General features: G+C 67.3%; 16 protein-coding genes and 4 tRNA genes. 14 read left to right on the forward strand and 6 right to left on the reverse strand.

The features are described from left to right. Nucleotides 1-48: 48 nt before the first annotated feature. The 8 genes from AC5P53_RS17395 (at nucleotide 49) to ychF (ending at nucleotide 7,111) form a co-directional block, all read left to right on the forward strand. The gene (locus tag AC5P53_RS17395; RefSeq protein WP_495227475.1) at nucleotides 49-1,734 is read left to right on the forward strand and encodes a tetratricopeptide repeat protein; all 1,686 of its coding nucleotides are present in this window, start codon (nucleotides 49-51) and stop codon (nucleotides 1,732-1,734) included. Continuing rightward, the gene (gene lolB / locus AC5P53_RS17400; RefSeq protein WP_014646033.1) at nucleotides 1,731-2,390 is read left to right on the forward strand and encodes a lipoprotein insertase outer membrane protein LolB; all 660 of its coding nucleotides are present in this window, start codon (nucleotides 1,731-1,733) and stop codon (nucleotides 2,388-2,390) included. Before AC5P53_RS17395 ends, lolB begins: the two co-directional genes overlap by 4 nt. Beyond that, nucleotides 2,387-3,256, forward strand: a complete 870-nt coding sequence (ispE, locus tag AC5P53_RS17405) for a 4-(cytidine 5'-diphospho)-2-C-methyl-D-erythritol kinase (protein ID WP_126411760.1) — start codon at nucleotides 2,387-2,389, stop codon at nucleotides 3,254-3,256. The genes lolB and ispE overlap by 4 nt, the downstream gene beginning before the upstream one ends. Nucleotides 3,257-3,267: 11 nt before the next feature. Beyond that, a tRNA-Gln gene (locus tag AC5P53_RS17410) sits at nucleotides 3,268-3,344 on the forward strand. Nucleotides 3,345-3,484: 140 nt separating this feature from the next. Beyond that, nucleotides 3,485-4,444 (forward strand): ribose-phosphate diphosphokinase, encoded by a 960-nt coding sequence (locus AC5P53_RS17415; RefSeq protein ID WP_005415400.1) that lies wholly within the window; start codon nucleotides 3,485-3,487, stop codon nucleotides 4,442-4,444. 107 nt (nucleotides 4,445-4,551) lie between these two features. Further along, nucleotides 4,552-5,169 carry a 50S ribosomal protein L25/general stress protein Ctc gene (locus AC5P53_RS17420; RefSeq protein ID WP_010481743.1) on the forward strand — a complete coding sequence of 206 codons (618 nt, stop codon included), beginning with the start codon at nucleotides 4,552-4,554 and terminating at the stop codon, nucleotides 5,167-5,169. A gap of 48 nt (nucleotides 5,170-5,217) precedes the next feature. Further along, entirely contained in the window at nucleotides 5,218-5,796 is a 579-nt protein-coding gene (gene pth / locus AC5P53_RS17425; RefSeq protein WP_069118555.1) for an aminoacyl-tRNA hydrolase, read from the forward strand. Nucleotides 5,797-6,019: 223 nt separating this feature from the next. Beyond that, nucleotides 6,020-7,111, forward strand: a complete 1,092-nt coding sequence (ychF, locus tag AC5P53_RS17430; protein ID WP_197621248.1) for a redox-regulated ATPase YchF — start codon at nucleotides 6,020-6,022, stop codon at nucleotides 7,109-7,111. Nucleotides 7,112-7,614: 503 nt separating this feature from the next. Here the strand turns inward: ychF and AC5P53_RS17435 are convergent. The 6 genes from AC5P53_RS17435 to AC5P53_RS17460 form a co-directional block, all read right to left on the reverse strand. Continuing rightward, entirely contained in the window at nucleotides 7,615-10,923 is a 3,309-nt protein-coding gene (locus tag AC5P53_RS17435) for an autotransporter outer membrane beta-barrel domain-containing protein (protein ID WP_241887126.1), read from the reverse strand. Between the two features lie 262 nt (nucleotides 10,924-11,185). Further along, nucleotides 11,186-11,827 carry a response regulator gene (locus AC5P53_RS17440; protein WP_014036089.1) on the reverse strand — a complete coding sequence of 214 codons (642 nt, stop codon included), beginning with the start codon at nucleotides 11,825-11,827 and terminating at the stop codon, nucleotides 11,186-11,188. After that, on the reverse strand, nucleotides 11,824-15,051 hold the full coding sequence (locus AC5P53_RS17445) for a hybrid sensor histidine kinase/response regulator (protein WP_197621250.1): 3,228 nt from the start codon (nucleotides 15,049-15,051) through the stop codon (nucleotides 11,824-11,826). Before AC5P53_RS17445 ends, AC5P53_RS17440 begins: the two co-directional genes overlap by 4 nt. A 127-nt stretch (nucleotides 15,052-15,178) precedes the next feature. After that, nucleotides 15,179-16,399, reverse strand: a complete 1,221-nt coding sequence (locus AC5P53_RS17450) for an EAL domain-containing response regulator (RefSeq protein ID WP_142235466.1) — start codon at nucleotides 16,397-16,399, stop codon at nucleotides 15,179-15,181. Continuing rightward, nucleotides 16,396-19,167: a response regulator gene (locus AC5P53_RS17455; protein ID WP_241887127.1), complete on the reverse strand. Its 2,772-nt coding sequence runs from the start codon at nucleotides 19,165-19,167 to the stop codon at nucleotides 16,396-16,398. The genes AC5P53_RS17450 and AC5P53_RS17455 overlap by 4 nt, the downstream gene beginning before the upstream one ends. A gap of 163 nt (nucleotides 19,168-19,330) precedes the next feature. Beyond that, nucleotides 19,331-22,069 carry a TonB-dependent receptor plug domain-containing protein gene (locus AC5P53_RS17460; RefSeq protein WP_142235467.1) on the reverse strand — a complete coding sequence of 913 codons (2,739 nt, stop codon included), beginning with the start codon at nucleotides 22,067-22,069 and terminating at the stop codon, nucleotides 19,331-19,333. 169 nt (nucleotides 22,070-22,238) lie between these two features. Between AC5P53_RS17460 and AC5P53_RS17465 the strand changes: the two genes are divergently transcribed. From AC5P53_RS17465 to AC5P53_RS17490, 6 genes are all read left to right on the forward strand, one after another. Beyond that, nucleotides 22,239-23,258, forward strand: a complete 1,020-nt coding sequence (locus tag AC5P53_RS17465) for a cyanophycinase (protein ID WP_241887128.1) — start codon at nucleotides 22,239-22,241, stop codon at nucleotides 23,256-23,258. 109 nt (nucleotides 23,259-23,367) lie between these two features. Next, nucleotides 23,368-24,384: an isoaspartyl peptidase/L-asparaginase gene (locus tag AC5P53_RS17470; RefSeq protein ID WP_241887129.1), complete on the forward strand. Its 1,017-nt coding sequence runs from the start codon at nucleotides 23,368-23,370 to the stop codon at nucleotides 24,382-24,384. Between the two features lie 137 nt (nucleotides 24,385-24,521). Continuing rightward, a tRNA-Tyr gene (locus AC5P53_RS17475) sits at nucleotides 24,522-24,607 on the forward strand. Nucleotides 24,608-24,631: 24 nt separating this feature from the next. Next, nucleotides 24,632-24,705, forward strand: a tRNA-Gly gene (locus AC5P53_RS17480). Nucleotides 24,706-24,754: 49 nt separating this feature from the next. Next, nucleotides 24,755-24,830: transfer RNA gene (locus AC5P53_RS17485), tRNA-Thr, on the forward strand. 41 nt (nucleotides 24,831-24,871) lie between these two features. After that, the coding region (locus tag AC5P53_RS17490; protein ID WP_308307142.1) for a GTP-binding protein at nucleotides 24,872-25,150 on the forward strand (279 nt) is incomplete at its 3' end.

Below are 25,150 nucleotides of genomic sequence, written 5' to 3' on the forward strand. Positions count from 1 at the left end.
GATAAGCTGCTGGCCATTGGACGACATTTTAAGGCCCCGATGCCGACGATGCCCGCATTGATTCGCATCCCCAGTGTTCTGCTGCTGTCCCTGGCCTGCGCCCAGGCCCTGGCGGCGGTGCCGGCCAAGGCCCCCGTGCGGGCCGCGGCCACTGAGGAACTGGCGCTGGAACCGGTGATGGCCGGTGAGTTCGCCCTGCAGGCCGGCAAGCTGGCCGAGGCCGCGCGCTGGTACCTGCAGGCCGCGCAGCAGACCGACGGCGACGCCGGCCTGGCCGAGCGCGCGACCCGTATCTCCATGCTGGCCAACGATGATGCCAGCGCCGCCAAGAGCCTGGCCCTGTGGCAGCAGCGCGCCCCGCGCTCGTTGACCATGCGCAGCGCCGCCGGTGCGCTGGCCATGCGCCAGGGCGATGTGAAGGCTGCCCGCACCGAGCTGCAGGCGCTGCTGGCCGACCCCGACGAGCGCGGCTGGAAGTTCGCCCTGGCCGCGCTGATCGGCGGTGGCCGCGACCCGGCGGTGCCGGCGCAGGTGCTCGGCGAGCTGGTCGATGCCAATGCGATTCCGCCGAAGATCGAGGCCTGGCAGGAGTTCGGTCGCCTGGCCCTGCGCATGGACAAGCCCGAGCTGGCGCGGCGCATGATCGATGAAGTGGTCAAGCGCTTCCCGGAAGAACCGCGCGTAGCGTTGCTGCGTGCCAGCCAGCTGCAGCAGGCGGGCGAGACCGACAAGGCATTGTCGCTGCTGCACGACGTCGAGCCGAAGACCCGCCAGGACCCCGAGCTGCGCAATGCGGTGGCCATCGCCTACGACAGCCTGGGCCAGCCGGCTGCGGCCGAGCGCGTGTTGGCGTTCGGCCCGCAGGACGTACAGACCTGGGGCATGCGCGCCTCGCTGCTGGCCAAGCAGGGCGACAAGGCGGCGCTGTCCAACCTCTACAACGAGCTGTCGCGGCAGGCGGCCAAGCCGGATCCGGCGCAGCGCCTGTTGCTGGGCAAGATCGCCGAATACCTTAAGCGTTACCCCGAGGCGGTGCAGTGGTACCACAGCGTGCCCGGTGGCGATGAGCTGAGCGAAGCGCGCCTGCGCGCGGCCAATGCCCAGGCCCTGGCCGGGCGCCTGCCGCTGGCGCTGGAGGAAGTGCACGCGATCCAGTCCGACGCGGTGGTCGACGACGATGTGCGCCGTGACGCCTACCTGCTGGAAGCCGAACTGCGCCAGCGTGGTGACGACAGCGCCGGTGAACTGGATGCGCTGGCCCGCGGCCTGGCCGCCTACCCGGACGACAACGGCCTGCTGTACGCACGTGCGCTCACCTGGGAGCGCCGCGACGACATCCCGCGCGCCGAGGCCGACCTGCGCAAGATCCTGGTGACCGACCCGGAAAACGTGCCGGCGCTGAACGCGCTGGGCTACACCCTGGCCGATCGCACCGGCCGCCTGCAGGAAGCGCTGGAGCTGATCGACCGCGCCCGCGTGGCCGAGCCGGACAACGCCGCCATCGTCGACAGCTATGGCTGGGTGCTGTATCGCCTGGGCCGCAAGGAAGAGGCACTGGTACAGCTGCGCCGGGCCTGGACCCTGGCCAAGGACCCGGAGATCGCTTCCCACGTCGGCGAAGTGCTGTGGGTGCTGGGCAAGCATGACGAGGCCCGCCACTTCTTCGACGAAGCGGCCAAGCTCGACCCTGAAAACCGCGCGCTGCTGCGCGCCCGTGAGAAATTCAATCCATGAGTGGTTCCCTGATCCGGCCGCTGCTCTTGGCGACCGTGACCCTGGCGGTGAGCGCCTGTACCAGTGTCGGCACGCAGAAGACCCCGGCGCCAGCGGTGGTCGAGATTGTTTCGGCTGAAGCGGCGCAGGCCGAGGCAGCGCGCGTGGCCGCGCTGCAGGCACAGCCGGACTGGGCCTTCCAGGGGCGGGTGGCGGTCAGCAAGGGCAAGGACGGCGGCAGCGGTCGCATCGACTGGAAGCAGGACGGCCGCCGCTACGTGGTCGAACTGAGCGCGCCGGTGACCCGGCAGAGCTGGAAGCTGACCGGCGACACCCATTCCGAAGCCGGTCGCCTGGAAGGGCTGTCCGGCGGTCCGCGCGATGGCGAGGACGCCCAGCAGCTGCTGCTGGAAGCGACTGGCTGGGACATCCCGGTCAATCAGCTGCCGGAGTGGATCCGCGGCCTGGTGGCCGGGGATGCTGCCGGTCCGGAAAAGGTCGAGCGCGACGGTGAAGGCCGGCCGCGCCGCATGCAGCAGATGGGCTGGCAGGTGCAGTACCTGGACTGGTACCCGGCCGACGCCGGACGACCGGCGCTGCCGCGACGGATCGAGGCCAGCAATGGCGACGCCAAGGTGCGCCTGCTGGTGGACCAGTGGGGGCAGGGCACGCCATGAGCGCCGGGCGCGACGACGCGGGCTGGTCCTGGTGGCCGGCCCCGGCCAAGCTGAACCTGTTCCTGCACATCACTGGCCGCCGGGCCGACGGCTACCACGAGCTGCAGACCGTATTCCGCCTGCTGGACTGGGGGGACCGCATCGGCCTGCGCCTGCGTGAAGACGGTCAGGTGCGTCGGCAGGGCGAGGGCCTGGCCGGCGTGGCCGAGGCCGATGACCTAGCGGTGCGGGCCGCGCGCCTGCTCCAGGATGAGGCGAAGGGCGCGCAAGGTGCTGACATCATCGTCGAAAAGCACGTTCCTGCCGGTGGTGGCTTCGGCGGCGGTTCGTCCGATGCGGCCACCGTGCTGGTGGTGCTGAATCGGCTCTGGCGCTCCGGCCTGGACGAGGATGCCCTGGCCGCGCTGGCCCTGCGTCTGGGCGCCGACGTGCCGGTGTTCGTGCGTGGCCGCAATGCCTGGGCCGAAGGGGTAGGCGAGCGCCTGCAGCCGATCACGCTGGCGCCGGCCTGGTATGTGGTGGTTGAACCGGGTGTTCATGTTCCTACGCCGGTCCTGTTTGCAGACCCGGATTTGACGCGCGACAGCCCAGTGGCGAAAATAGAGGACTTCGCTTCCGGGACCCTGGTCGGGAACGCGTTCGAACCGGTGCTGCGCCGCCGTGAGCCTGCCGTCGAGGCAGCGCTTGCCGCGTTGAGCGACATCGGCGCGGCGCGGCTGACCGGTTCGGGAAGTGGTTGTTTCGTCGAGTTCGCATCGCAGGCTGCTGCAGAGCAGGGGCGGTCGAAGTTGCCGAAGGAGTTGCGGGCAAGGGTGGCAGCGGGCGTTGCGCGTTCGCCACTGCTGGATGCACTCGAGCAACACTGATTTATCAATGCAGGGGCGTCGCCAAGAGGCCCAAGGCACCAGGTTTTGATCCTGGCATTCGTAGGTTCGAATCCTACCGCCCCTGCCAATAGCGGCTGTGTCCGCGCCTTCCAGCGCATCGCCCGCGCGGGACGTGGAAACAACCGCGGTGTTGTCAGCAGCAAGGGTCCATCGGGGTCCTTGCCGACTCCGGATCCCCGCCACTCGTCCCCGCCCGAGACAATCATGATGCAAGAGTCCCCGAACCTGCTGGTCTTTTCCGGCAACGCCAACAAACGTCTGGCGCAGAACATCTGCAAGGAACTGGGGGTCCGCCCGGGCAAGGCGCTGGTGTCGCACTTCTCCGATGGTGAAGTGCAGGTGGAAATCGAAGAGAACGTCCGCAAGCAGGACGTGTTCGTGATCCAGCCGACCTGCGCGCCGAGCGCGGAAAACCTGATGGAACTGCTGGTGCTGATCGACGCGCTCAAGCGCGCATCGGTGGCCAGCGTGACCGCCGTGGTGCCGTACTTCGGCTACTCGCGCCAGGACCGCCGCATGCGTTCCTCGCGCGTGCCGATCACCGCCAAGCTGGCGGCCAAGATGTTCAGCACCGCTGGCGCTGATCGCGTGCTGACCGTCGACCTGCACGCCGACCAGATCCAGGGCTTCTTCGATATTCCGGTGGACAACGTGTATGCGTCCCCGCTGCTGCTGGCCGACATCTGGCGCGCCTACGGCACCGAGAACCTGATTGTTGTCTCGCCGGACGTGGGCGGCGTGGTCCGCGCCCGTGCGGTGGCCAAGCGCCTGGATGACGCCGACCTGGCGATCATCGACAAGCGCCGCCCGCGCGCCAACGTCTCCACCGTGATGAACATCATCGGTGACGTCGAAGGCAAGACCTGCGTGATGGTCGATGACATCGTCGATACCGCCGGCACCCTGTGCGCCGCTGCCGCTGCCCTGAAGGCGCGCGGTGCGCTCAAGGTCGCCGCCTACTGCACCCACGCGGTGCTGTCGGGCCCGGCGGTGGACAACATCACCAATTCCCAGCTCGACGAGCTGGTGGTGACCGACACCATCCCGCTGAAGGACGCAGCGCGGGTGTGCAGCAAGATCCGCCAGCTGAGCGTGGCGGAAATGCTGGCCGAAACGATGCGCCGCATCGCCTTCGGCGAGTCGGTCAGCTCGCTGTACGTCGACTGAGTTTTCGTCCCTGCCGGCAACGGGGGGACATACCCGGATGCTTCTGGTCGCGGAAGCATCTTCAACCGCCACGCCGCAGGGCGCGGCAACAACCTGAGTAGTCGAAAATGTCGAAGACCCATGAAATCAAGGTCACCAAGCGTGAACTGCAGCGTAAGGGTGCGAGCCGCCGCCTGCGTCACGCTGGTGTGATCCCGGCCATCGTGTACGGCGGCAACGCCGAGCCGGTCGCCATCAGCCTGGACCACAACGAAATCTGGCTGGCCCAGCAGAACGAGTGGTTCTATGCCTCGATCCTGGACCTGAACCTGGATGGCCAGGTGCAGAAGGTCCTGCTGCGTGACATGCAGCGCCACCCGTACAAGCAGCTGATCATGCACCTGGACTTCCAGCGCGTGAACGAGAACGAAGCCCTGACCGCTTCGGTCCCGCTGCACTTCGTCAACGAAGACACCTCGCCGGCCGGCAAGGCTGCCGACGTCGTGGTCACCCACGAACTGAAGGAAGTGACCATCACCTGCCTGCCGAAGGACCTGCCGGAGTCGATCGAAGTCGACCTGGGCGAGCTGAAGGCCGGTGACGTCGTGTACCTGTCCAACATCAAGCTGCCGAAGGGCGTGGAAATCCCGGCGCTGGCGCTGGGCAAGGACCACGACGACGCCATCGTCACCGCCAAGGCCGGCAAGGCCGACGAGGCTGACGAAGAAGCGGCTGCCGCCGAGTAATACCGTTACGGTGCCTGCCTCCGGGCAGGCACCGTACTGGAAGGAACCATGGCAGGACTGCGACTGATCGTCGGTCTGGGCAATCCCGGATCGGAACACGCCCGGACCCGGCACAATGCCGGGTTTCATTTCGTTGAGGCCCTGGCGGAAAAAGCCGGTGCGCGATGGAATGTGGACAGCAAGTTGTTCGGCGAGACCGCCAAGGTCGAGATCGCCGGGCAGACGGTGTGGCTGCTCAAGCCCGCCACCTTCATGAACCTCAGCGGCAAGTCGGTCACCGCCGCGCAGCGGTTCTGGAAGATCGAGCCGGAGGAAACCCTGCTGGCCCACGACGAGCTGGACCTGCCGCCCGGTGCGGCGCGGCTTAAGTTCGACGGTGGCCACGGCGGCCAGAACGGCCTGCGCGACACCATGCGCCTGCTGGGTCATGGCAAATTCCACCGCCTGCGCGTGGGCATCGGCCATCCCGGCCACAAGGACCGCGTGGTGGGTTGGGTGCTGGGGCGCCCGTCCAAGGAGGATGACGTGCTGATCGCGCGCGCCATCGACGATGCGATCGACGTGCTGCCGCTGGCGGTGCAGGGCGATTTCAACGAAGCGATGAAGCGGCTGCACACCCCGAAATAACCGGTAGGTACCGACCGTTGGTCGGTACGGAACCAACCAGAGCGGTAGGTATCGACCGCTGGTCGATACGGAACCAACCAGACCGGTAGGTATCGACCGCTGGTCGATACGGAGCCAACCAGAGCGGTAGGTATCGACCGCTGGTCGATATGGAGAATGATTGGAAAAGCAGCGCCCAGGCCGCTGTTTCCCCAATCACTTTCACCCCAGAGAGCTGTCACCCATGGGTATCAAATGCGGCATCGTCGGCCTGCCCAACGTCGGCAAGTCGACCCTGTTCAATGCGCTGACCAAGGCGGGCATCGCCGCGGCGAACTTCCCGTTCTGCACCATCGAACCGAACGTCGGCATCGTGCCGGTGCCGGATCCGCGCCTGAACGAGCTGGCGGGCATCATCAACCCGCAGAAGGTCATCCCGACCGCGGTCGAGTTCGTCGACATCGCCGGCCTGGTCGCCGGTGCCGCCAGCGGTGAGGGCCTGGGCAACAAGTTCCTGGCGCACATCCGCGAAGTCGATGCGATCACCCACGTGGTGCGCTGCTTCGAGCACGGTGACATCGTGCACGTGGCCGGCAAGGTCGACCCGATCTCGGATATCGAAACCATCGACACCGAACTGGCGCTGGCCGACCTGGACAGTGTCGAGAAGGCGCTGAACCGTGCCGAGCGTGCGGCCAAGGGTGGCGACAAGGATGCGGCGGCGCGCAAGCCGGTGCTGGCCAAGTTGCAGGCTGCACTGTCGGAGGGCAAGGCTGGGCGCTCGGCCGGGCTGGACGAGGAAGAGAAGGCGCTGGTGCGCGACCTGTTCCTGCTGACCCTGAAGCCGGTGATGTACATCGCCAACGTGCTGGAAGACGGTTTCGACAACAACCCGCACCTGGAAGCCGTGCGTGCGCATGCTGCCGCCGAAGGCGCGCAGGTGGTGCCGGTGTCGGCCGCGATCGAAGAAGAGCTGTCCCAGCTCGACGACGAAGACCGCGATACCTTCCTGGCGGACCTGGGCCTGAGCGAGCCGGGCCTGAACCGCGTGATCAACGCGGCCTACAGCCTGCTCGGCCTGCAGACCTACTTCACCGCCGGCGTGAAGGAAGTCCGTGCGTGGACCGTGCGCAAGGGCGCCACCGCCCCGCAGGCCGCGGCGGTCATCCACACCGACTTCGAGAAGGGCTTCATCCGCGCTGAAACCATCGCGTATGACGACTTCATCAAGTACAAGGGCGAAGCCGGCGCGAAGGAAGCCGGCCGCCTGCGCCTGGAAGGCAAGGAGTACCGCGTGCAGGAAGGCGACGTCCTGCACTTCCGCTTCAACGTCTGATCCTGCAGCATCGGATCAACCCCGGACGCCCCGCCCTGTGCGGGGCGTTCGCGTTTCCGGTGATGGACAAAAAAACACCAGGCTGCGAAACGCTTGCGGTGTGACGTTCGCCGGTACTTGTCCACAGCAAACTCCCATCGCTTTCCACGTCGGGTGTGGAAAACCCCGCGCGCCTCTGTAGAGCTGAGCCTGCGCTTGGCTCAGGTTGGCATCAGCCAAGCATGGGCTCGGCTCTACGAGGCTTGGCGGTGCGGTGTGGACAAATTTTCACCACGCTTCGAAACGCCTGCGGTGCAATGCTCACAACTACTTGTCCACACCTAGTTCCCATCGCTTTCCACGCGCGTTGTGGAAAAGAACTGCAGACGTGGACAAAAACTCACCACGCCCGGAAGCGCCTGCCCCGCAACGCTCGAACCCACTTGTCCACACCAAACCCCCATCGCTTTCCACGCCGCATGTGGAAAAAGTGCCCGGCATTCCCTTGCCGGGCACGTCCCGCGTCACCAGGTGTACGACACGCCCAGCTGGGCACCGACGTCGTGGAAGCCCATGCCACCGCTCTGCCGGCTCAGTTCACCCCAGCCGCGCCAGCCGCCGGACAGATCCACCTGCACGCCGGCCTTGGCTTCGTAGATGTCACGCGGCAACTGCCGCTGCAGGCGCTCGCCGTCCATTGTCAGGCCCGCACCATTGCCGCCGGACCACCAGTTCACCGCCACGTACGGGTGCACCTGGCCCTGCGCCGGGCTCAACCCACGGCGGTACAGGCGCAGGCCGAGGCGGGTGCTGGTGTCGCCACCGCCGCGGTCCTCGACCACCGTGCCGTTGGCCTCGACCACGCGGTCGCTGTCATAGCGGCTGTGCACCACCTGCAGCTGCGGTTCCAGGTAGACGCCGCGCTGCGCGGTGCGCCGCAGGGGCAGCACATAGCCGGCCTCGGCCGACGCACTCCAGTTGCGGGCGTCATAGCGCTCCTTCTGCAGGCCTTCGCCCTGCACGCTGTTGCGGAAGCGGCCGTACTGCAGCCAACCATCCACATAGGCGCCGCCTTCCATGTGCGCATCCTGAAGCCAGGTGGCATAGGCGCCCACGCTGGTGCCGGTGACCACGCCACGCGCGGTGTAGCCGGTCACCTGCGAGCGGCTGTCATTGCGCGCGCGGCCGTGGCCGAGCATCGCACCGGCCTGCAGCTCGCCCGTGCCACCCACTTCGAAGCGGCGGCCGACGCCGACCAGCACGCTGCTGATTTGCCCATCGACCTGGACCTGGCGGTTGCGGTCGTGGCTGTCGGGCTGCGCGCTGCGAAGGTGCATCCAGGCCACGGCATCACCGCGGGTGCCGGCCTGGGCGGCGGGATCACCGGCGCGGTCGTGCAGGCTGTGCCGGAACATGCCCAGCGCGGCGCTGCGGTTGGCCAGGTAGGCCGCCGGTTCCGGGCGTTCCACCTGCGGGCGCGGCGGATCGATCGGCGGCTCCGGCGGCAATGGTGGATCGATCGGCGGCTCCGGCGGCAACGGCGGATCGATCGGCGGCTCCGGCGGTGACGGTGGGTCGACCGGCGGTTCCGGCGGCTGCGGCGGGTCGACCGGCGGATCCGGCGGCTGCGGCGGGTCGATCGGGGGATCCGGCGGCTGCGGCGGATCGACCGGCGGCACGTATTCCGAGCGCAGGTACCAGTTGCCATCATCCGGGGTCGACACGCCACCCTTGAACAGGAAGTAGTCGTAGGCACCGGCGACCGCGCGTCCCTGCAGAGTGAACTGTGCATCCGACTGGCCAGCCACGGTGATCAGGCGGATCCCCTCCTGTGTCAGTGCACCGGCGCCGCCGGCATTGCGCACACTCACGCTGGCGGTGCCGCTGCTGTTGCCGTTGATCACCAGCTGGTCGCCTGCCGATGTGTCGTCGCCCAGCGCGCGGTTGAAGATCCACTGGCCACCGTTGCCCACGTAGTCGCCGCTGACGGTAACGGTCTTGAAATCGCCGGCCGCCGGCGCATCGAAAGCGATGGTGCCGGCGTGTTCGAGCGTGCCGACGCTGGAACTGGCGCGTACGTTCCACTGGCTGCTGCCATCCAGCGCCAGCTGTGCGACCTGGTAGCCGGAGTCGTTGCGCAGGGCGCCGCTGAACGTGGTGCCGTTGCCCAGCACCATGTGCACCTCAGCCGTTGCGCTGTCGACCACCACGTCACCGCGCAGCATGCTGGCGTCGGCACTGAAGTCGATGCGGCTGGTCGCCACGCTGCTGCCGTCGGTGAACACGGTGTCGCTGACCCGCAGCAAGCGGCCACTGCCGTCGCCCGCAGTCACGTCGCTGCCATTGACGGTCAGTGCGTGATTGCTGCCCTGCAGCCAGAACGCGGGGCCACTGGCGGTCTCGATGTGGCTGTCATTGAAGGTGGCACGGTTCCAGTACGGGCCGAACGCGGTCAGGTAGGAGCGGTAGCCGCCGCTGTTGCTGCCGGTCATGCGGATGTCCAAGCGGTCGGCCTGGGTCAACCGCGCGGTGTTCATGTGCACGATGCCGAACACGTTCTCGCCATCGCTGCGGATCGCAACGGTATCGAGCAGCGCGGTGGCGGTGGAGCCGCCGATGAACACGCCACCGCCGCCGTTGCCGCGCACGTCGATCACGCTGCCGTTGGCTTCGATGCGGCTGGCGGTACTGCCGGTGGAGCCGGTCACGCGCACGCCGTAGGTCGCATCACCGTGCGTGGTGATCCGGCCACCCTGCACGGTGGCAACGCCGCCGGCGATCTCAACGCCATAACCGTAGGTGTCGGTCCAGGTGTCGATGCTGCTGTCGGTCAGCTGCAGGCGCGACTCATCGCTGGCCAGCCAGAATCCGGAGTAGCCATCACGAACATCGAACGCGGCATCGCTTGCGGTCAACTGTCCCCAGCTGTTGATGTTCACGCCATAGCCACCGACGGTGTAGAAGCTGCCGCCGTTGATCACTGCACTGGAATAGGTCTTGCTGATGCGGCTGCCGAGCAGGCGCATGCTGCCGCCCACCGAATGGGCTTCCACGTTCTCCAGCAGCAGGCTGCCGCCGCTGTCGATATCGAACCAACCGCCCTGCAGGTAGGTGTCGTACAGCTCGGCGCGGCTGCCCACGCCGTTGGCCGCCACGCCGGCAAGGATGCCACCGGGGGCGAGGGTGATGCGGCTGTTGCGGATCGTCAGCAGGCCGGCACTGTCGGCGCGCAGGCGGGCACCGCCGTCGGCGCTCATCCGCAGATCGGCCAGGTGCAGCTCGCTGCCCTTGCCGGATGCACCGGCCAGCGTGCCACCGGTCCCGGTCATTGAAAGACTGCCCCCGGCATAGTGGATCACGCCACCGTTGTAGGCCTGCACGCTGCCGAATCCGCTGCCGTTGCGCGTGGCATCGATGTCGACATCGCGCGCATCGATCACGCTGCCGGCACCATTGGCATACAGCGCATAGAAGCCCGTCCCGGTCGCCGGTGCGATCGACAGCGTTGCGTCGCGCAGCTGCACCTGGCCACCATTGGCAGCGGACACGCCGCTGCCATTGCCGGTCACGTGGATGCGGCTGCCGTCGATCAGCGCATTGCTGCCGGTACCGGTGACCGCAAGTGCGAAGCTGCCCGCACTGTGGGTGAGGACGTCGTCGGCACCCAGCTGCAGGGTGTCACCGTCGTTGACCAGCAGCGGGCCGGTGAGGTCTGCGGCATGCGCCGGCAGGGCTGCCCACAGCGCAGTGGCCAACAGGCTGGGAATGAGGGGTACGCGCTTTCCGTGCGCGCGCCCGTACGCACGGCCGTGCCGTGTGGGGGAGGCGTTCATGCTGATGGACTTCCTGTGGCAGGGCGCAGCGAGGCTGCGCGGACTGACGCGGCAGGGCCGCGTCGCTGCGGAAGTCCCACGCCACGGCAATTGCAGGCGCCATCGGACTTCCGTCCCCCACGGCGATGCGGCAACAGCCGGCAGGCGCACCTTGGCGGGATGTCTCCAGCCTAGAAATCGGCACTGTCCGATGGAATCAGGCGTTTCCTAAAGCGGTTGCAGGCCCCGTCGCAGGGCCGGCGGGATTCAGCCGGGAGTGGCCTCAGCCGAACAGCGAGGCCTGCAAGCAGTACTCGATCAGCGCCTGGTCGCTGTCCACACCGAGCTTGCGCATCGCGCTGATCTTCTGCGTGCTGACCGTCTTGGCGCTGCGCTGCAGCTGGCGTGCGATGTCGCCCACGCTCATGCCACTGGTGAACAGGCGGATCACCTCCAGCTCGCGCGGCGACAGCCGCGCACGGACCGCATCCGCATCGGCCGGTTCGCTCGCGGCTACCGGCAGCAGTCCCGGGGGGCGGTAGACGCGATCGGCCAGCACCACGCGCAGGGCCTGTACCAGGCTGCCCAATCCATGGCTTTTGAGCACCACGCCACCGGCGCCGGCGGCATACATCGCCGCGACCAACGACGGATTGGACACCATCGTCAGCACCAGCAGGCGCGTCTCCGGGAAGCTGCGGCGCAGGAACGAGATCAGCTTGATGCCGTCCCCGAAGCGATCGCCTCCCGGCATGCTGTAGTCGGTGATCACCGCCTGTGGCCGGGTCCGGGTCATCAGCTCGATCAGCGTCGCCGGATCGGCCGCTTCGCCCACGATGTCCAGGTCCAGTTCCCCGGCCAGTACGTCGCGGATGCCGGCAAGCACGATCGGGTGGTCGTCGGCGATGAGGATCCGTGTGGTCATGGCAGGGTCGGGTCGTCGGGAAGGGAGGGGGATGCAGCGTCGCGCAACGGATGCAGCAGCTGCTCGAGGCGTCGCTGGAACCCGGCAAGAGCGGCCGCCTGGGTGGCCAGGTCATCGCCGCCGGCAAGGCACTGTTCGATCTGCAGGCCGCTGTCCACCAGCGCAGGTGCACCGACGATCACCAGCGCGCCGCGGATGCGGTGCAGAACCTGCGCCACCCTGGCGGGATCGGCAGCGGCGATCGCCTGTCGCAGGCTGTCCAGGTCGGCCTGCATGGTCTGTACGAACAGCGACTGCATCTTCGCGGGAACCTGCAGCGGGGGATCCTTGTCGTGCGACGCAGTGGACGCAGGGCGCTCCTGCATCGCGACGGCCGGTGCATCGCCGTCGGTGATCCGGGTCAGCAGGCGCTGCAGGACTTCCAGCGTGATCGGCTTGACCAGCACGCCCTGCATGCCCGATTCCTGGCAGCGTTGGCGTTCGGCCGGGTCGGCATTGGCCGTGGCGCCGTGGATGGGCACGCTGACACCCCGTGCCCGCAAGGCACGGGCCAGGCCGTAGCCATCCAGCCCGGGCATGTTCAGGTCGGTCAGCACCAGCGCGAACGCCCCTTGTTGCCAGTAGCCCAGCGCTTCATTGCCATCGCTGGCGACCACGGCGCGGCAGCCGAGCTGTTCCAGCTGGTCGCGCAGGATCGCCTGGTTGATCGGGTTGTCCTCGGCGACCAGCACCTGCAGGCCGAAATGACGCGTCGCCGGCAGGCGCCCTTCGGCGCTGGCCGCCAGCGGTTGGCCGCTGGCCGCGGCCAGGGCCAGCACGATCGCGTCGAATCGATGCAGGCCGACCTGCCAGGCGCCATCGACCTGCCGTGGCCGCACCCCGCCTTCGCGGCAGGCGATCACGCGCGGTCCACCCGCCCATGCGGGCAGAGGGTCGTCCAGCACCAGCTCGAGCAGCACGGCGGACGATGGCAGGCCTGCTGCGCTGTCCTCCCGGTACACGCTGGCCTGTGCACCGCGCTGCTGCAGGCGCTCGCACAGCGATTGCACCAGTTCGCGCACGCTGCCCCGCACCTGTACCTGCAGGCCGGCGGGTAGTTGCGGCGGCGGGGCCTGCTGTGGATCCGGTGGAGCCGAGGGCAGCGGCAGTTCGACGCTGAAGCTGCTGCCCAGGCCGCTCTCGCTGACCACGCGCAGCTGGCCTTCCATCAACGCCACAAGATGCGCGCAGATGGCCAGCCCCAGGCCGGTGCCGCGCATCGCATCGGTGCCCGGGTTGGCCTGGAAAAATGGCTCGAACAGATGCGCCTGGTGTTCGCTGGCAATGCCGATACCGGTATCGGCCACCTGCCATTGCAGCCAGCAGCGTTGCTCCTGCCAGCGTGCCGAAACACGGACCACCACGCGCCCGCTGTCGGTGAACTTCAGTGCGTTGCTGATCAGGTTGTTGAGCACCTGTCGGATCCGCGCGGCATCACCGCACACCCCGGGCGGTACGTCGGCATCGATGCAGGCGTAGAACTGCAGCCCCTTGTTGGCGGCCGCGGCAGCATACGAGTCGAGCGCGTCCTCGGTCAGCCGCACTGGATCGAATGGGCTTGGCTCCAGGCTCAGTTGCCCGGCCTCGGCCTTGCTGACATCCAGGATGTCGCTGATCAGCTGCATCAGGGTCGAGGATGAACGCTGGATCGTTGCAAGGTAGTCCTGCTGCCGTGCATCCAGTGGCGTCAGCCCCAGCAGTTCAAGCGTGCCGAGCACACCGTACAGCGGCGTGCGGATCTCATGGCTCATCGTGGCCAGGAACTGGCTCTTCGCGCGGTTGGCCTGGTCGGCGGCGCGGCGCGCCTGCTGCAGCACCTGTTCGGCTTCATGCTGGCTGCTCAGGTCAATGAACAGGCACAGCACCGCCGGCTCACCGCGATAGCGCGCCGGTGTCGCCGTTACCAGCAGGTGGCGGCCTTCGGGCGTGGCGTAGGCCAGGCCATCGCCCAGCGTGGTGCCGCCGGCAGCCAGTACGCTGCGCCGCCACGGGCCATGCCAGCCGCCGGCATGATAGTCCTCGCCCAGCCAGCGGCGGGCGAGGGCGTTGTCCAGCAGCACATTGCCATCGGTACGACGCAGCAGGCACAGCCCGATCGGCGCGTTGTCCAGGATCGTGCGACTGAAGGCTTCGCTTTCCAGCAGGCGCGCGTGGTTGCTGCGCAGCGGCTCGATGACCGAACGCCGGTACGCGCGCAGCACCAGCGTGCCGCCCAGTGCCAGCAGCAGGGCGACCACGGTCGCGCCCAGCAATGGCCCCTGCGGGTGCTGAAACACCTGCCGCCAGCCGACGTGGTAGACCGCCAGCCAGCCGCGCTCGCTGCGCATGCGGAACTGCAGGCCAGCGAGGCCGGCCTGCCAGGAGGTGCCAGCCTCGCTGGCATCGGCTGCATCGCCCAGCAGGCGCTGGCCGTTGGCATCGAACAGCGACAGCCGCTGGAACACCGGGACACCCAGCACCTGGCGATAGTCATCGACACGGCCAGGATCGAGCAGGCAGGCCAGTGCGGCCTGCGAGTCCTTGTCGTCCTCACCCCACAGGCGCGCATCCTGCGGGGCGTGGGCGATGGCCAGCAGCCAGGTCTGCCGGTCGCGCCATGGCACGCCCACCCAGACGATGCCACCACGTTGCACCGCCGGTCGCGTACCCAGCACCCGGTGGATGTCGGCGATCGCCGGGCGCAGGTGATGCGGGCTGTTCTGGCTCGCGTCGGTACCGGCGATCTGTACCGGTGCCAGCAGCCCGCGCGTGCCTTGGCCATCGACCAGCAGGCATTGCGGCGGTGGATAGCGCGAGGCCGACCAGAACGTGCCGTAGAAGCGCAGGAAACGGTCGCCCAGTTCAGTCGGTGGCGAAAGACTGGCCCCCTCGCTTCCGATCACCGCAAAGTTGGCGAACAAGGGCCCGCGTTGCAGCTCCACGCTGGCATCGGCCACCGGCTGCCCATGCGTGCCGACATCATGCAGCCGCCACTGGCGCAGGAAGCGCTCCTGCTCGCGCAGCGTGCCGTCCAGGCGGCGGAAGTGGTACTCGATCTTGCTGCGCTCTTCGTTGAACAGCTGCGAGCCGGCCGACAGCAGCAGTCCGGCCTGCAGCGTGGCCAGCACCACAACGCCGATCAGCAGGGCGTGGACGCGCAGTGAGCGGCGAGCGAGTCGGCGTACAGGAGCGGCCTCGGCCGGCATGGCAGGTCTCAGGGCAGGGAGCGGTCAGCGGCACCATGGGCAGCAAAGGAGGGACATCCGCCACCGCTGCACAGACAGGATCGTCAATGCCACTTGATGATTTCGTGAAGCGGACGTGGAATCCGTGTCAGCGCAGGTCGGCTCGCGGCGACTCGTCCAACTGCGGCGCTTCTTCGTCCAGCAGGCGGGTGAACTCGTCCGACGGCAGCGCCTGCGAGATCAGGAAGCCCTGCACCTGGCTGCACCCCAGCTGGCGCAGGGCAGCCAGGTCGGCATCGCTTTCCACGCCCTCTGCCACGATGGTCAGGCCCAGCTGGTTGGCCAGCGCGATCACCGTCGACAGGGTCAGGTGCAAGGCCGGGTCGCGCGCGCATCCGCTGACCAGCGCGCGGTCGATCTTGACCTCGGTGAAAGGGGTATTGACCAGGTTGTGGACCGAGCTCAGGCCCTGCCCGAAATCGTCCTGGGCCAGGCCGAAGCCCTTCATGCGCAGGCGGCAGGCGCCGGCATAGAAGTCGCTGACGTGCCGCGTGGTGCTGTTTTCCATCAGTTCGAAGCACAATTCACCGGGCGTACCGCCGTTGGCCAGGGTCAGTGCCAGCAGTTCGTCGGGCAGGTCCGACTGCTCCAGCAGGTGAGGGGGCAGGTTGATCGATACCGGTACCCGGAACCCTTGCTTGCGCCAGCGTGCCTGCGCGCTGATGCTGGCCTTGAGCATCATCCGCAGAAGATCGCCCTCCAGCCCGTAGCGGCAGATTGCCGGCAGGAAGCTGCCAGCGGCCAGCGTGCCCAGCTGCGGATGTCGCCAGCGCACCAGTGCTTCGGCCGCCACCACGCGTCCTGACTGCAGTGACTTCTTCGGTTGGAACCAGGCCGTCAGGCTGCCATCGGCCATGGCCTGGCGCAGCTGCGATGCATCCGGTTCGGGCGCAGCCGCCGCGCGCGTAGGGGCCTCGCCGGCGGCCGGACGCGCCTGCGCCAAGGCCTCGAACAGGGCGTCCACGTCGGCGGCCGCCACCGGCTTGGGCAGCAGGCCGACCACATCCAGCCCCAGCGATTCGGCCATCAGCCGTGCCGAGGTCATCATCCGCCGCGGGGCCGCGCTGACCACCGCGAGGCGTGGCGGGCGCGGCTGTGCCGCCAGCGCCTGGATGAACTGGATGCCGTCCTGCCCGGGCATCAGCAGGTCGCTGACCACCAGATCGTAGGGCTGGCACGCACACAGCGCGATGGCCGCATCCACGTCTTCGCAGGCGTCGACCTGCACGCCTGCGTGGCTGCCGAACAGATTGGCCAGGAAACCACGCTGGAAGGGCTGGTCTTCCAGGATCAGGACACGCTGGGTCATGCGAGGTCTCCTTGGCGCAGTGAGGTGAGCGCCTTGCGCAGGCGTGCGATGTCGATGGGTTTGCTCAGGTAGCCCTGCATGCCACTGGCCAGGCAGCGCTCGCGCTCCTCGGCAGTGGCATTGGCGGTGGCGCCGATCACCGGCACCGGGTTGCCGTCCTCGCGCAGCTGCCGGGCCAACGCGTGGCCGTCCATGCGCGGCATGTTGATGTCGGTCACCACCAGGTCGAAAGACTGCTCTCGGCATCGCTGCAGGGCTTCCACGCCGTCCTGTGCCAGCTCCACGTCGCAGCCGAGGGTGCGCAGCTGCTCGGCCAGGATCACCCGGTTGATCGGGTTGTCTTCGACGGCCAGCACGTGCAGTCCCAGCGGCATCGGCGTTGCCGCGCGCGATGTTTCCGGCAGCGCCGCACGTTGCTGCTGCACGTTGGCCAGTGCATTGCCGATCGCGGTCATCCCATGCAGGGTCACCACCAGGCTGCCATCGGCGGCAACGGTGGGCTGGTCGCCGCCGTCGATCGATGCCACCACGCGAGGGCCTGCCCAGGCCAGCGGCATCCCGGCCTCGCCGTCCATCAGGATCGCGCCGTCATGGTCCAGCAGTGCAGGGTCGCCCTGCAGGGGCTGTGCGTTGGCACCCCAGCGACGCAGCCAGCCGCAGGCACTGTCGACCAGTTCGCGATCACGGCCGCGCACCAGGATCGGCGGCTCCGGCAGCAGGGTCGGGCCATCCTCGGCGGCGGCCAGCACCGGCAAGGGCAGGCGCACGCTGAAGCTGCTGCCCAGGCCGGGCTCGCTCACCACCTGCAGCTCGCCGCTCATCAGGCGCACCAGGCGGTCGCTGATGGACAGGCCCAGCCCGGTGCCCTGTGCACTGGCCGCGCCACGGACCTGGCGGAATGGTTCGAACAACCGCGCCTGTTCCTCCGCGGCGATGCCCACGCCGGTATCGGTGACCTGCCAGGCCAGCACGCTCGATTCACCTTCGCGCTGTACCTGGCGCACGCGCAGTACCACCCGGCCATGCTCGGTGAACTTGATCGCGTTGCTGAGCAGGTTGCCCAGCACCTGGCGGATGCGGTCGGCATCACCCAGCACGCGCGTGGGCAGGCGCGGGTCGGTGCAGACCAGGATCTGCAGGCCCTTGCAGGTGGCCGAGGCAGCGAAACTGCGCAGCACGCTCTCGGTCAGCTCGCGCGGCGAGAACGGCGCCGGCTCCAGGCTGAGCTGCCCGGATTCGATCTTGGAAACATCCAGCACATCGCTGATCAACTGCAGCAGGACCGATGAGGAACTCTCGATGGTGCGCAGGTACTGCGACTGCCGGGCGTCCAGCGAGGTGTGCCCGAGCAGCTCCAGCGTGCCCAGCACGCCGTAGAGCGGAGTACGGATTTCATGGCTCATGGTGGCCAGGAACGCGCTCTTGGCCTGGTTGGCCGCATCGGCGGCCTGGCGTGCCGACGACAGCGCGGCCTGTGCCTGGCGGTGCCGGGAAATGTCATGGAACACGCACAGCAGCACGTCGTCGCCCTGGTAGCGGCAGGCCGCGTGCAGCACCTGCAGCTGACGACCGTCGCGGGTGGTGAATTCCAGTCCACGCCCGCGCTCGCCGGCATGTCCGCGCCATGGCGCCTGCCAGTCGCTGTGTTCGCCTTCTTCGCCAAGCCAGTCGCGTAGCAGCTGGTTGGAGAGCAGCAGCGCGCGGTCGCTGCGGCGCAGGACGCAGATGCCGACCGGCGCCATGTCGATCACCGTCGAACTGAAATCCAGGTTCTCCAGCAGCCTGCGCTGTTGCTGCAGGGCCGGCTGGATCAGCTGGAGGTCCACGCGATGCCGCAGCAGGCGCAGCGCGACGCCGGCCAGCAGCAGCAACAGCGCGCAGACCAGCAGCGGCACCGCCAGGTCACCCAGCAGCAGTTGCGACGGCAGGTGGTAGACCAACCGCCAGCCGTCGTTGCCGACACTTTTCACCAGCGCTACACCGCGCGGAAGCCCGCCACTCCACAGCGTGCCGAAGCTGTCGTCCTGGCGTTCCCGCAGGGTCTTCCAGCCCGCACCATCCAGGCGCGGGGTCTGGCTGGACAATGCCGGCTGCCCCGCACGGTCGAGCAGCGCATAGCCGCCGATGCCCTGGCCGTCGATCATGCTCGCCGCCGCCGCGCCATCGAGCAGCAGCACCAGCCACTGCGTCGGATGCGGGCCGGCCTGTACCGGCTGCGCCAATGCAACGCCACTGTCACCCGGGCGCAGCCAGTGCACCGGGTCGGCCGCCTCCAGGCTGCCGCTGCGTGCCTGCAGCGCACGCAGCGATGGCAGGTGCGCCAGGTCCACGTCGACCTCGCCGCCGGCCAGCCAGTGCGTGCCGTGCGCATCGACCAGCAGCAGATGCGTCTGCAGTGCCTGCAGCGTGTGTTCGGCGCGCGCTGACAACAGCAGCCGCTGGCCCGGTTGGCCGCCAGCACCATCCAGCGGCACCTGGCGCATGCCTTCGCTGTCCGCCGCAGGTGCATCCGGGTTGCCCCTCACCACCGAATCGCCCAAATAGCGCAGCAGGGCTTCGCGCTGGTCGAAATAGATCTGGGCCCTGTAGGCCGCTGCATTCATCTCGCGGCGATGGGTCGAGATGTCCTCGGTGAATGCCGTGAGCAGGTAGAAGCCGGCCGCGGCGGCCAGGCAGACGAAGACGCACACGGTCAGGCAGCGCAGCAGCACCGACGCGGTGGTCGATGGCACGGCCTGCTCCAGCGAAGGGCGGGGGAAGCGGAACATGCAACGATGCTAGGGAGCGGCGCGCGCGGCGCGGAATCAGCTGTTTCCTAAAATCCCCGGCTGGCCGGTCGGGCCGGAGCCTGCGCGCGGGTGCCGTTCAGGCGGCGGAAAAAAAGAACCCCCGCCGAAGCGGGGGTCTCCTGTATCTGCGCTGGCCGGGCGCTTACAGCGCGCTGCCACCGAACTTGTGGGTGTACTGCAGGTTGATCGTGCGCCCCACGCTGTCGAACCAGGACACGTCGTAGTACGGGTATGCAGTGTAGGTACGGTCCGTCGGCGGCATCTTGTTGAACACATTGACCACCGACAGCGACAGGCGCGAGTGGTCGTCGAAGCGGTACTGCAGCGAGGCGTTGTAGCGATAGGTCGCCTTCACGTACGGGCTGTCGCCGCTGTCCCAGTCGAACACCTGGTCGTAGCTGTCCGAGGTCGGCAGCTTGCCCAGGCGCGAACCGTACACCGTTGCCGACCACGCATCCTTTTCCCAGGTCACGCTCAGGCTGGTCTTGGTGCGTGGGATGTCGAAGCCGCTGTTCACTGCGAACTGGTCTTCGGTGCGGTCGCCCGGGTAGCGCTGGAAGTCATGCTTCTTCACCCAGGTGTGGGTGCCGTTGAAGATGAAGTCGCCGATGCCCGTCTGCAGGCGGTAGCGCAGGCCGACGTCGATGCCGGAGGTGGATTCGCGGGCGACGTTGATCGGCGCCACGCGCACGCCATACAGGCGCCCGTCGTTGCTGCGGGTGATGCGGGCGAGTGCATCCACGCAGGTCGGCGAGGTGATGTCGGCGCTGCCCAGGCGGCAGTTCGCTTCGTTGGCCAGGATCGTGCGCACGTCCATGTCCTGCACCTGGTCGCGCATGTCGATGTCGAACCAGTCCACCGACAGGTCCAGGCCGACGGCCGGCGACCAGACGAAGCCGGCACTCCACGAGGTGCTGGTTTCCGGGTCGAGCTGGCGGTTGCCGGTGCGGCTGCGGATCAGGTTGCGCTCGTAGTCGGCGCAGTCGGTGGCGCCGTCGGCGCGGCAGCTGTACAGGTCTTCGGCGGTGGTCTCATCGTTGCCCGGGCCGGCGAATACATAGTGCAGGTCCGGCGCACGGAACGCGGTGCCATACGAACCGCGCACCAGCAGCGTGTCGATCGGGCGCCATTCCAGGCCACCGCTCCAGGTCGCCTTGCCGATGGTGTGGCCGGAATAGCGGTACTGGTCGTAGCGGCCGGCCACGCTCAGGTTGACCGTTTCGTGCAGCGGCATGCGCAGCTCGGCCGCCGTAGCCCAGCGGTTGCGCGAACCTTGGCCGTCCGAATCCTTCCAGCTGTAATAGTAGTACTGGGTCGCCAGCGGATCAGGATTGAGCGAGTACGCCTGCTGGCCCACTTCCACGGTCGCGGCGAAACCGGCGTCACCGCCGGGCAGGCCGAACAGCGCGGAATTGGTCAGAGTGAATGCCGCCGTCTCCGTGCGCGACTTCGGCGTGTAGGTGGTACGCGCGGCGATCGAATCATACTCGGCGCGGGTCAGCGGCCGGTACAGGCGTGACGGGTCGGCGTTGTAGATCGGGAAACCGTCGTCATCCACGCCCAGCTGCGGGCCGAGGAACAGGTCATTGGCCTTGGCGGCGATGATCTGCGCCCAGCTGATCCGCGACTGGTACTGCGAATGGCTCAATGCCGCTTCGTAGTCCCAGTTGCCGGCCAGGTTGCCCTTGAAGCCGGTGGTCACGCTGAAGGTCTTCTGCGTGCTGCGCACCATGGCATTGCGCAGGCCACCCATTTCCTCGGGCGAGAACTGGCGCTGCCAGAACTCGATCTCGCCGGTGGCTTCGTTGTTGAAGTAGCCCGACTCATCGCCGTTGGCGTCCATGCGGCCCCACTTGGTGACGTCGCGCATCAGCGACATCGTGTGGTAGCCCAGCTGCACGTCGGCGAACCACTGCTGGCCATTGTCGAAGTCATGGCTCAACGACGCGTAGCCGTTGGCACCGCGGCGCTTGCTGAGGATGGTGCCGTAGCCGATCGAGCTGTCGCTGCCACAGTAGTAGCCGTACTTCGGGCGGTAGGCGCGGTAGGTGCTGCCCTGGTTCTGGCCGGACAGCGCTTCGCAGGTGGCGGCGCCGGGGTCCAGATAGTCATCGTTGTAGTCGGTGCGCAGGTACGCACGGCGCGCGATGCGCGAACCCTCGGTGGGGCCGTCCTGGGTCGAGTCCTGGATGTCGCGCTCATAGGCCCACAGCGGCGTCTGCGACTGCAGTTCCACGCTGTACACCGCGTTGAAGTTGCCACGGCTGAAACCGCTGGCGATGCTCATGTCGAACGACTCGCCACCGCCTTCAGTGGTGGTGCCCATGCGCATGTCGATCGTGGTGCCGTCGGCCTTCTTCTTCAGGATGAAGTTGACCACGCCGGCGATCGCGTCCGATCCATAGATGGCCGAGGCGCTGCCGGTCAGTACTTCAATGCGCTCGATCATCCCCAGCGGAATGTTGGAGACATCGGTGAAGTTGCTGCGGCCCTTGAACGGCATCGGGAAGTCGGCGATACGGCGGCCATTGACCAGCACCAGCGTGTGGTTCGGGCCCAGGCCGCGCAGGTCCACCTGCTGGGCACCCGGCGAGAAGTCGGCGCCGCTGGAAGACTGCTGGCTCTGCGTCTCACCGCCGTTCTGGGTCATCGCACGCAGCACGTCCGGCACGCTGGTGAAGCCACTGGAGCGGATCTGTTCGGCGTTGATCACCGTGATCGGGGCGGGGCCTTCCACCTGGGCGCGCGGAATGCGCGAACCGGTGACCTGCACCGCGTCCAGTTGTTGTACCGGAGAGGACGCCGGAGCCTGGGCGGCCGCGGAAGCAGCCACACCCATCAACGCTAGCTGGATCGACCACGCCATCGCCTTTCTACGCATGAGGAATTCTCGGAAATGAAGCCGGCCCGCAGAGGAGGGGCCTGTCCCCCATTCAGATTTCCGGAATGGGCGCGCGCATTTAACGCCTTTTTTATGTCCTTGACTACTGGGTCCCTATCTGGCAAAGAGTGAAAACGCTTGCAAGTCGATTTTGTTCAGGGAGATCAAGATGCGACGCGTTCACCGGACCCTGCGTACCCCTGTTGCCTGGCTGGCGCTGCTCATGCTGGCCTGGCCGTCGGCCGCGCCCGCGCAGGATCTGCAGGGCCCGGGCTTTTCCTATTACGAGGTCGGCGACCTTGAGGCCCCACGTCCCGGGCCGCGTGCATCCGCGATGATGCTGATGGGCGGTGGCGAGTGGGTGCCGGATGCCTTCCAGTGGTGGTTGAAGCAGGCCGGCAATGGCCGTGTACTGATCCTGCGTGCCTCCGGTGGCGATGAACTGCAGGACCGCCTGTACCACGAGATCGGCGGCACCACCGCGGTACAGACGCTGGTCTTCGACAGCCGCCGCGGTGCCGATGATCCAGCCGTGCTGCGCGTGGTCGCTGCGGCCGATGCCATCTTCATTGCCGGCGGCGACCAGTCGCGCTACATCCGCTTCTGGAAGGGCACCGCACTCAACCGCGCGCTCAACGCCCATGTACGCGCCGGCAAGCCGATTGCCGGTACCAGCGCTGGCCTGGCCATCCTCGGCGGCTATGCCTATGGCGCCATGGATGGCGGCAGCATCAGCTCGGCCGGTGCGCTGGCCGATCCGATGGGCAGCGCAGTCACCATGGACAGTGGCTTCCTGCAGATGCCCTACCTGCAGCGCGTGGTCACCGACACCCATTTCGACAAGCGTGACCGCCTTGGCCGCCTCATCGTGTTCGTGGCACGCGCCGCGCAGGACAGCGGCGACCCTGACATCGTCGGCATCGGCGTTGATGAGGACACCGCCCTGTGCGTGGAGCCCGATGGCCAGGCCCAGGTCTACAGCGCTGATGGCGAGGGCAAGGTCTGGGTGGTCAGCCCCGGTCGTGATGCCGATCGCCTGGTCGAGGGCGAACCATTGCGCTTCCATGCCGTTCCGGTGACCGTGGTCGCCAGTGGCAGCCGTATGCGCCTGGACGATTTCCAGGCCGAGGCCGACTACCAGGCCGTGGCCGACATCAGCGACGGCCAGATCGAGTTCACGCTTCGGTAGCGCCGGCCGCTGGCCGGCAACTCACTTTCCCTGAGCTGATGCGCCCCTTGCGGCCAGCGGCCGGCGCTACCCTGCAATCCATTCCCTTGTCCTGCTGGAGACGTACCTGATGAAACTGCGCCTGGCGCTGTCCGCGCTGCTGTCCTTTCCATTGATCGCCCAGGCCGCCCCGGCTGCGTCGCCATTGCTGGTCATCCATGGCGGCGCCGGCGTCGAACGCAAGGACCTGTCGCCGGCCGAAGAGAAGGCTGCGCGCGATGCGTTGCGCGCCGCACTGCTGAAAGGCCATGCCGAACTGGCGGCCGGTCGTCCGGCGCTTGCAGCTGTCACTGCGGCAATCACCGTGCTGGAGGACGATCCGACCTTCAACGCTGGCAAGGGCGCAGTGTTCACCCATGACGGCCACAACGAGCTGGATGCGGCGGTGATGGACGGTGCATCCCAGGCAGCAGGTGCGGTGGCCGGCGTGCAGCGGGTGCGTAACCCGATCCTGCTGGCGCAGACCGTGATGCAGAAGTCCAGGCACGTGATGATGGTAGGGCAGGGTGCCGAAGCCTTCGCGGTGGAGCAGGGCATTGCTCTGGTTGATCCCTCCTACTTCCGCACGGAGAAGCGTTGGCAGCAGCTGCAGCGCGCGCTTAAGGAAGAGGCCAATGGCCAGGCCCATGCCGACCTGGAGACCGCAAAGCACTTCGGTACCGTCGGTGCGGTCGCGCTGGATGCGCAGGGGCAGCTGGCCGCCGGCACCTCCACGGGCGGCATGACCAACAAGCGCTATGGCCGGGTGGGTGACTCGCCGATCATCGGCGCCGGCACCTGGGCCGATGCGCGCTGTGCGGTGTCGGGCACCGGCTGGGGCGAGTACTACATCCGCACCGCGGCCGCGCACGAGATCTGTGCGCGCATGCGCTACCAGGGGCAGAGCCCGGAGCAGGCCGGCAAGGGCGTGATCAACGAGACGATTCCGCAGATGGGCGGCGACGGTGGTGCGATCGTGCTTGCCGCGGACGGCAGAATGGCCACGCCGTTCAACACCCAGGGCATGTATCGGGGCTGGATCGGCGCCGACGGAGTCCCCCATGTCGCAATTTTCGCCAGCGAGACCCTGCCGGTCCCCGGTCAATAACCTTGCGTATCAATGGGTTTGCGACAACGTGTGAAAAAGATGGAAAAAAGCGTTGACAGCCCCCCGTCCCATCAGCAGAATAAGCGGCTCACCACCACACACCGCAACGCTTCGGCGGCAACGGAATGGGGTGGTAAGGAGGGATACCCAAGCGGCCAACGGGGGCAGACTGTAAATCTGCTGGCTTACGCCTTCGGTGGTTCGAATCCACCTCCCTCCACCAGTTTCACGTTGTGACATTCCCGGCGCGGGAGTAGTTCAATGGTAGAACCTCAGCCTTCCAAGCTGATGGTGCGGGTTCGATTCCCGTCTCCCGCTCCATTGAATGAACTTTGAATCTTATCGAGTTCATGTCATAATGCAAAACTCGGCTCACGTAGCTCAGTCGGTAGAGCACTTCCTTGGTAAGGAAGAGGTCGAAGGTTCGATTCCTTTCGTGAGCACCATCTTAAGCATCACCTCTCAGACGAATTCGAGATAAGCAGCCATGGCCAAGGGTAAGTTCGAGCGCACCAAGCCGCACGTCAATGTCGGCACCATCGGTCACGTCGACCACGGCAAGACCACGCTGACCGCCGCACTGACCAAGATCGGTGCCGAGCGCTTCGGTGGCGAGTTCAAGGACTACTCCTCGATCGACGCCGCGCCGGAAGAAAAGGCTCGTGGTATCACGATCTCGACCGCGCACGTCGAATACGAATCCCCGATCCGTCACTACGCCCACGTTGACTGCCCGGGCCACGCTGACTACGTCAAGAACATGATC

The organism is Stenotrophomonas sp. YJH_SMC_82 (genome assembly GCF_059368875.1).

Excerpts from the sequence above, each read along its gene's own strand:
- lolB (WP_014646033.1), top strand. The coding sequence starts at position 1,731 with ATGAGTGGTTCCCTGATCCGGCCGCTGCTCTTGGCGACCGTGACCCTG.
- pth (WP_069118555.1), top strand. The coding sequence starts at position 5,218 with ATGGCAGGACTGCGACTGATCGTCGGTCTGGGCAATCCCGGATCGGAA.
- AC5P53_RS17460 (WP_142235467.1), bottom strand. The coding sequence starts at position 22,069 with ATGCGTAGAAAGGCGATGGCGTGGTCGATCCAGCTAGCGTTGATGGGT.
- AC5P53_RS17415 (WP_005415400.1), top strand. The coding sequence starts at position 3,485 with ATGCAAGAGTCCCCGAACCTGCTGGTCTTTTCCGGCAACGCCAACAAA.
- AC5P53_RS17455 (WP_241887127.1), bottom strand. The coding sequence starts at position 19,167 with ATGTTCCGCTTCCCCCGCCCTTCGCTGGAGCAGGCCGTGCCATCGACC.
- AC5P53_RS17450 (WP_142235466.1), bottom strand. The coding sequence starts at position 16,399 with ATGACCCAGCGTGTCCTGATCCTGGAAGACCAGCCCTTCCAGCGTGGT.
- AC5P53_RS17465 (WP_241887128.1), top strand. The coding sequence starts at position 22,239 with ATGCGACGCGTTCACCGGACCCTGCGTACCCCTGTTGCCTGGCTGGCG.
- ychF (WP_197621248.1), top strand. The coding sequence starts at position 6,020 with ATGGGTATCAAATGCGGCATCGTCGGCCTGCCCAACGTCGGCAAGTCG.
- AC5P53_RS17445 (WP_197621250.1), bottom strand. The coding sequence starts at position 15,051 with ATGCCGGCCGAGGCCGCTCCTGTACGCCGACTCGCTCGCCGCTCACTG.
- AC5P53_RS17420 (WP_010481743.1), top strand. The coding sequence starts at position 4,552 with ATGTCGAAGACCCATGAAATCAAGGTCACCAAGCGTGAACTGCAGCGT.
- AC5P53_RS17435 (WP_241887126.1), bottom strand. The coding sequence starts at position 10,923 with ATGAACGCCTCCCCCACACGGCACGGCCGTGCGTACGGGCGCGCGCAC.
- AC5P53_RS17470 (WP_241887129.1), top strand. The coding sequence starts at position 23,368 with ATGAAACTGCGCCTGGCGCTGTCCGCGCTGCTGTCCTTTCCATTGATC.
- AC5P53_RS17395 (WP_495227475.1), top strand. The coding sequence starts at position 49 with ATGCCCGCATTGATTCGCATCCCCAGTGTTCTGCTGCTGTCCCTGGCC.
- AC5P53_RS17440 (WP_014036089.1), bottom strand. The coding sequence starts at position 11,827 with ATGACCACACGGATCCTCATCGCCGACGACCACCCGATCGTGCTTGCC.
- ispE (WP_126411760.1), top strand. The coding sequence starts at position 2,387 with ATGAGCGCCGGGCGCGACGACGCGGGCTGGTCCTGGTGGCCGGCCCCG.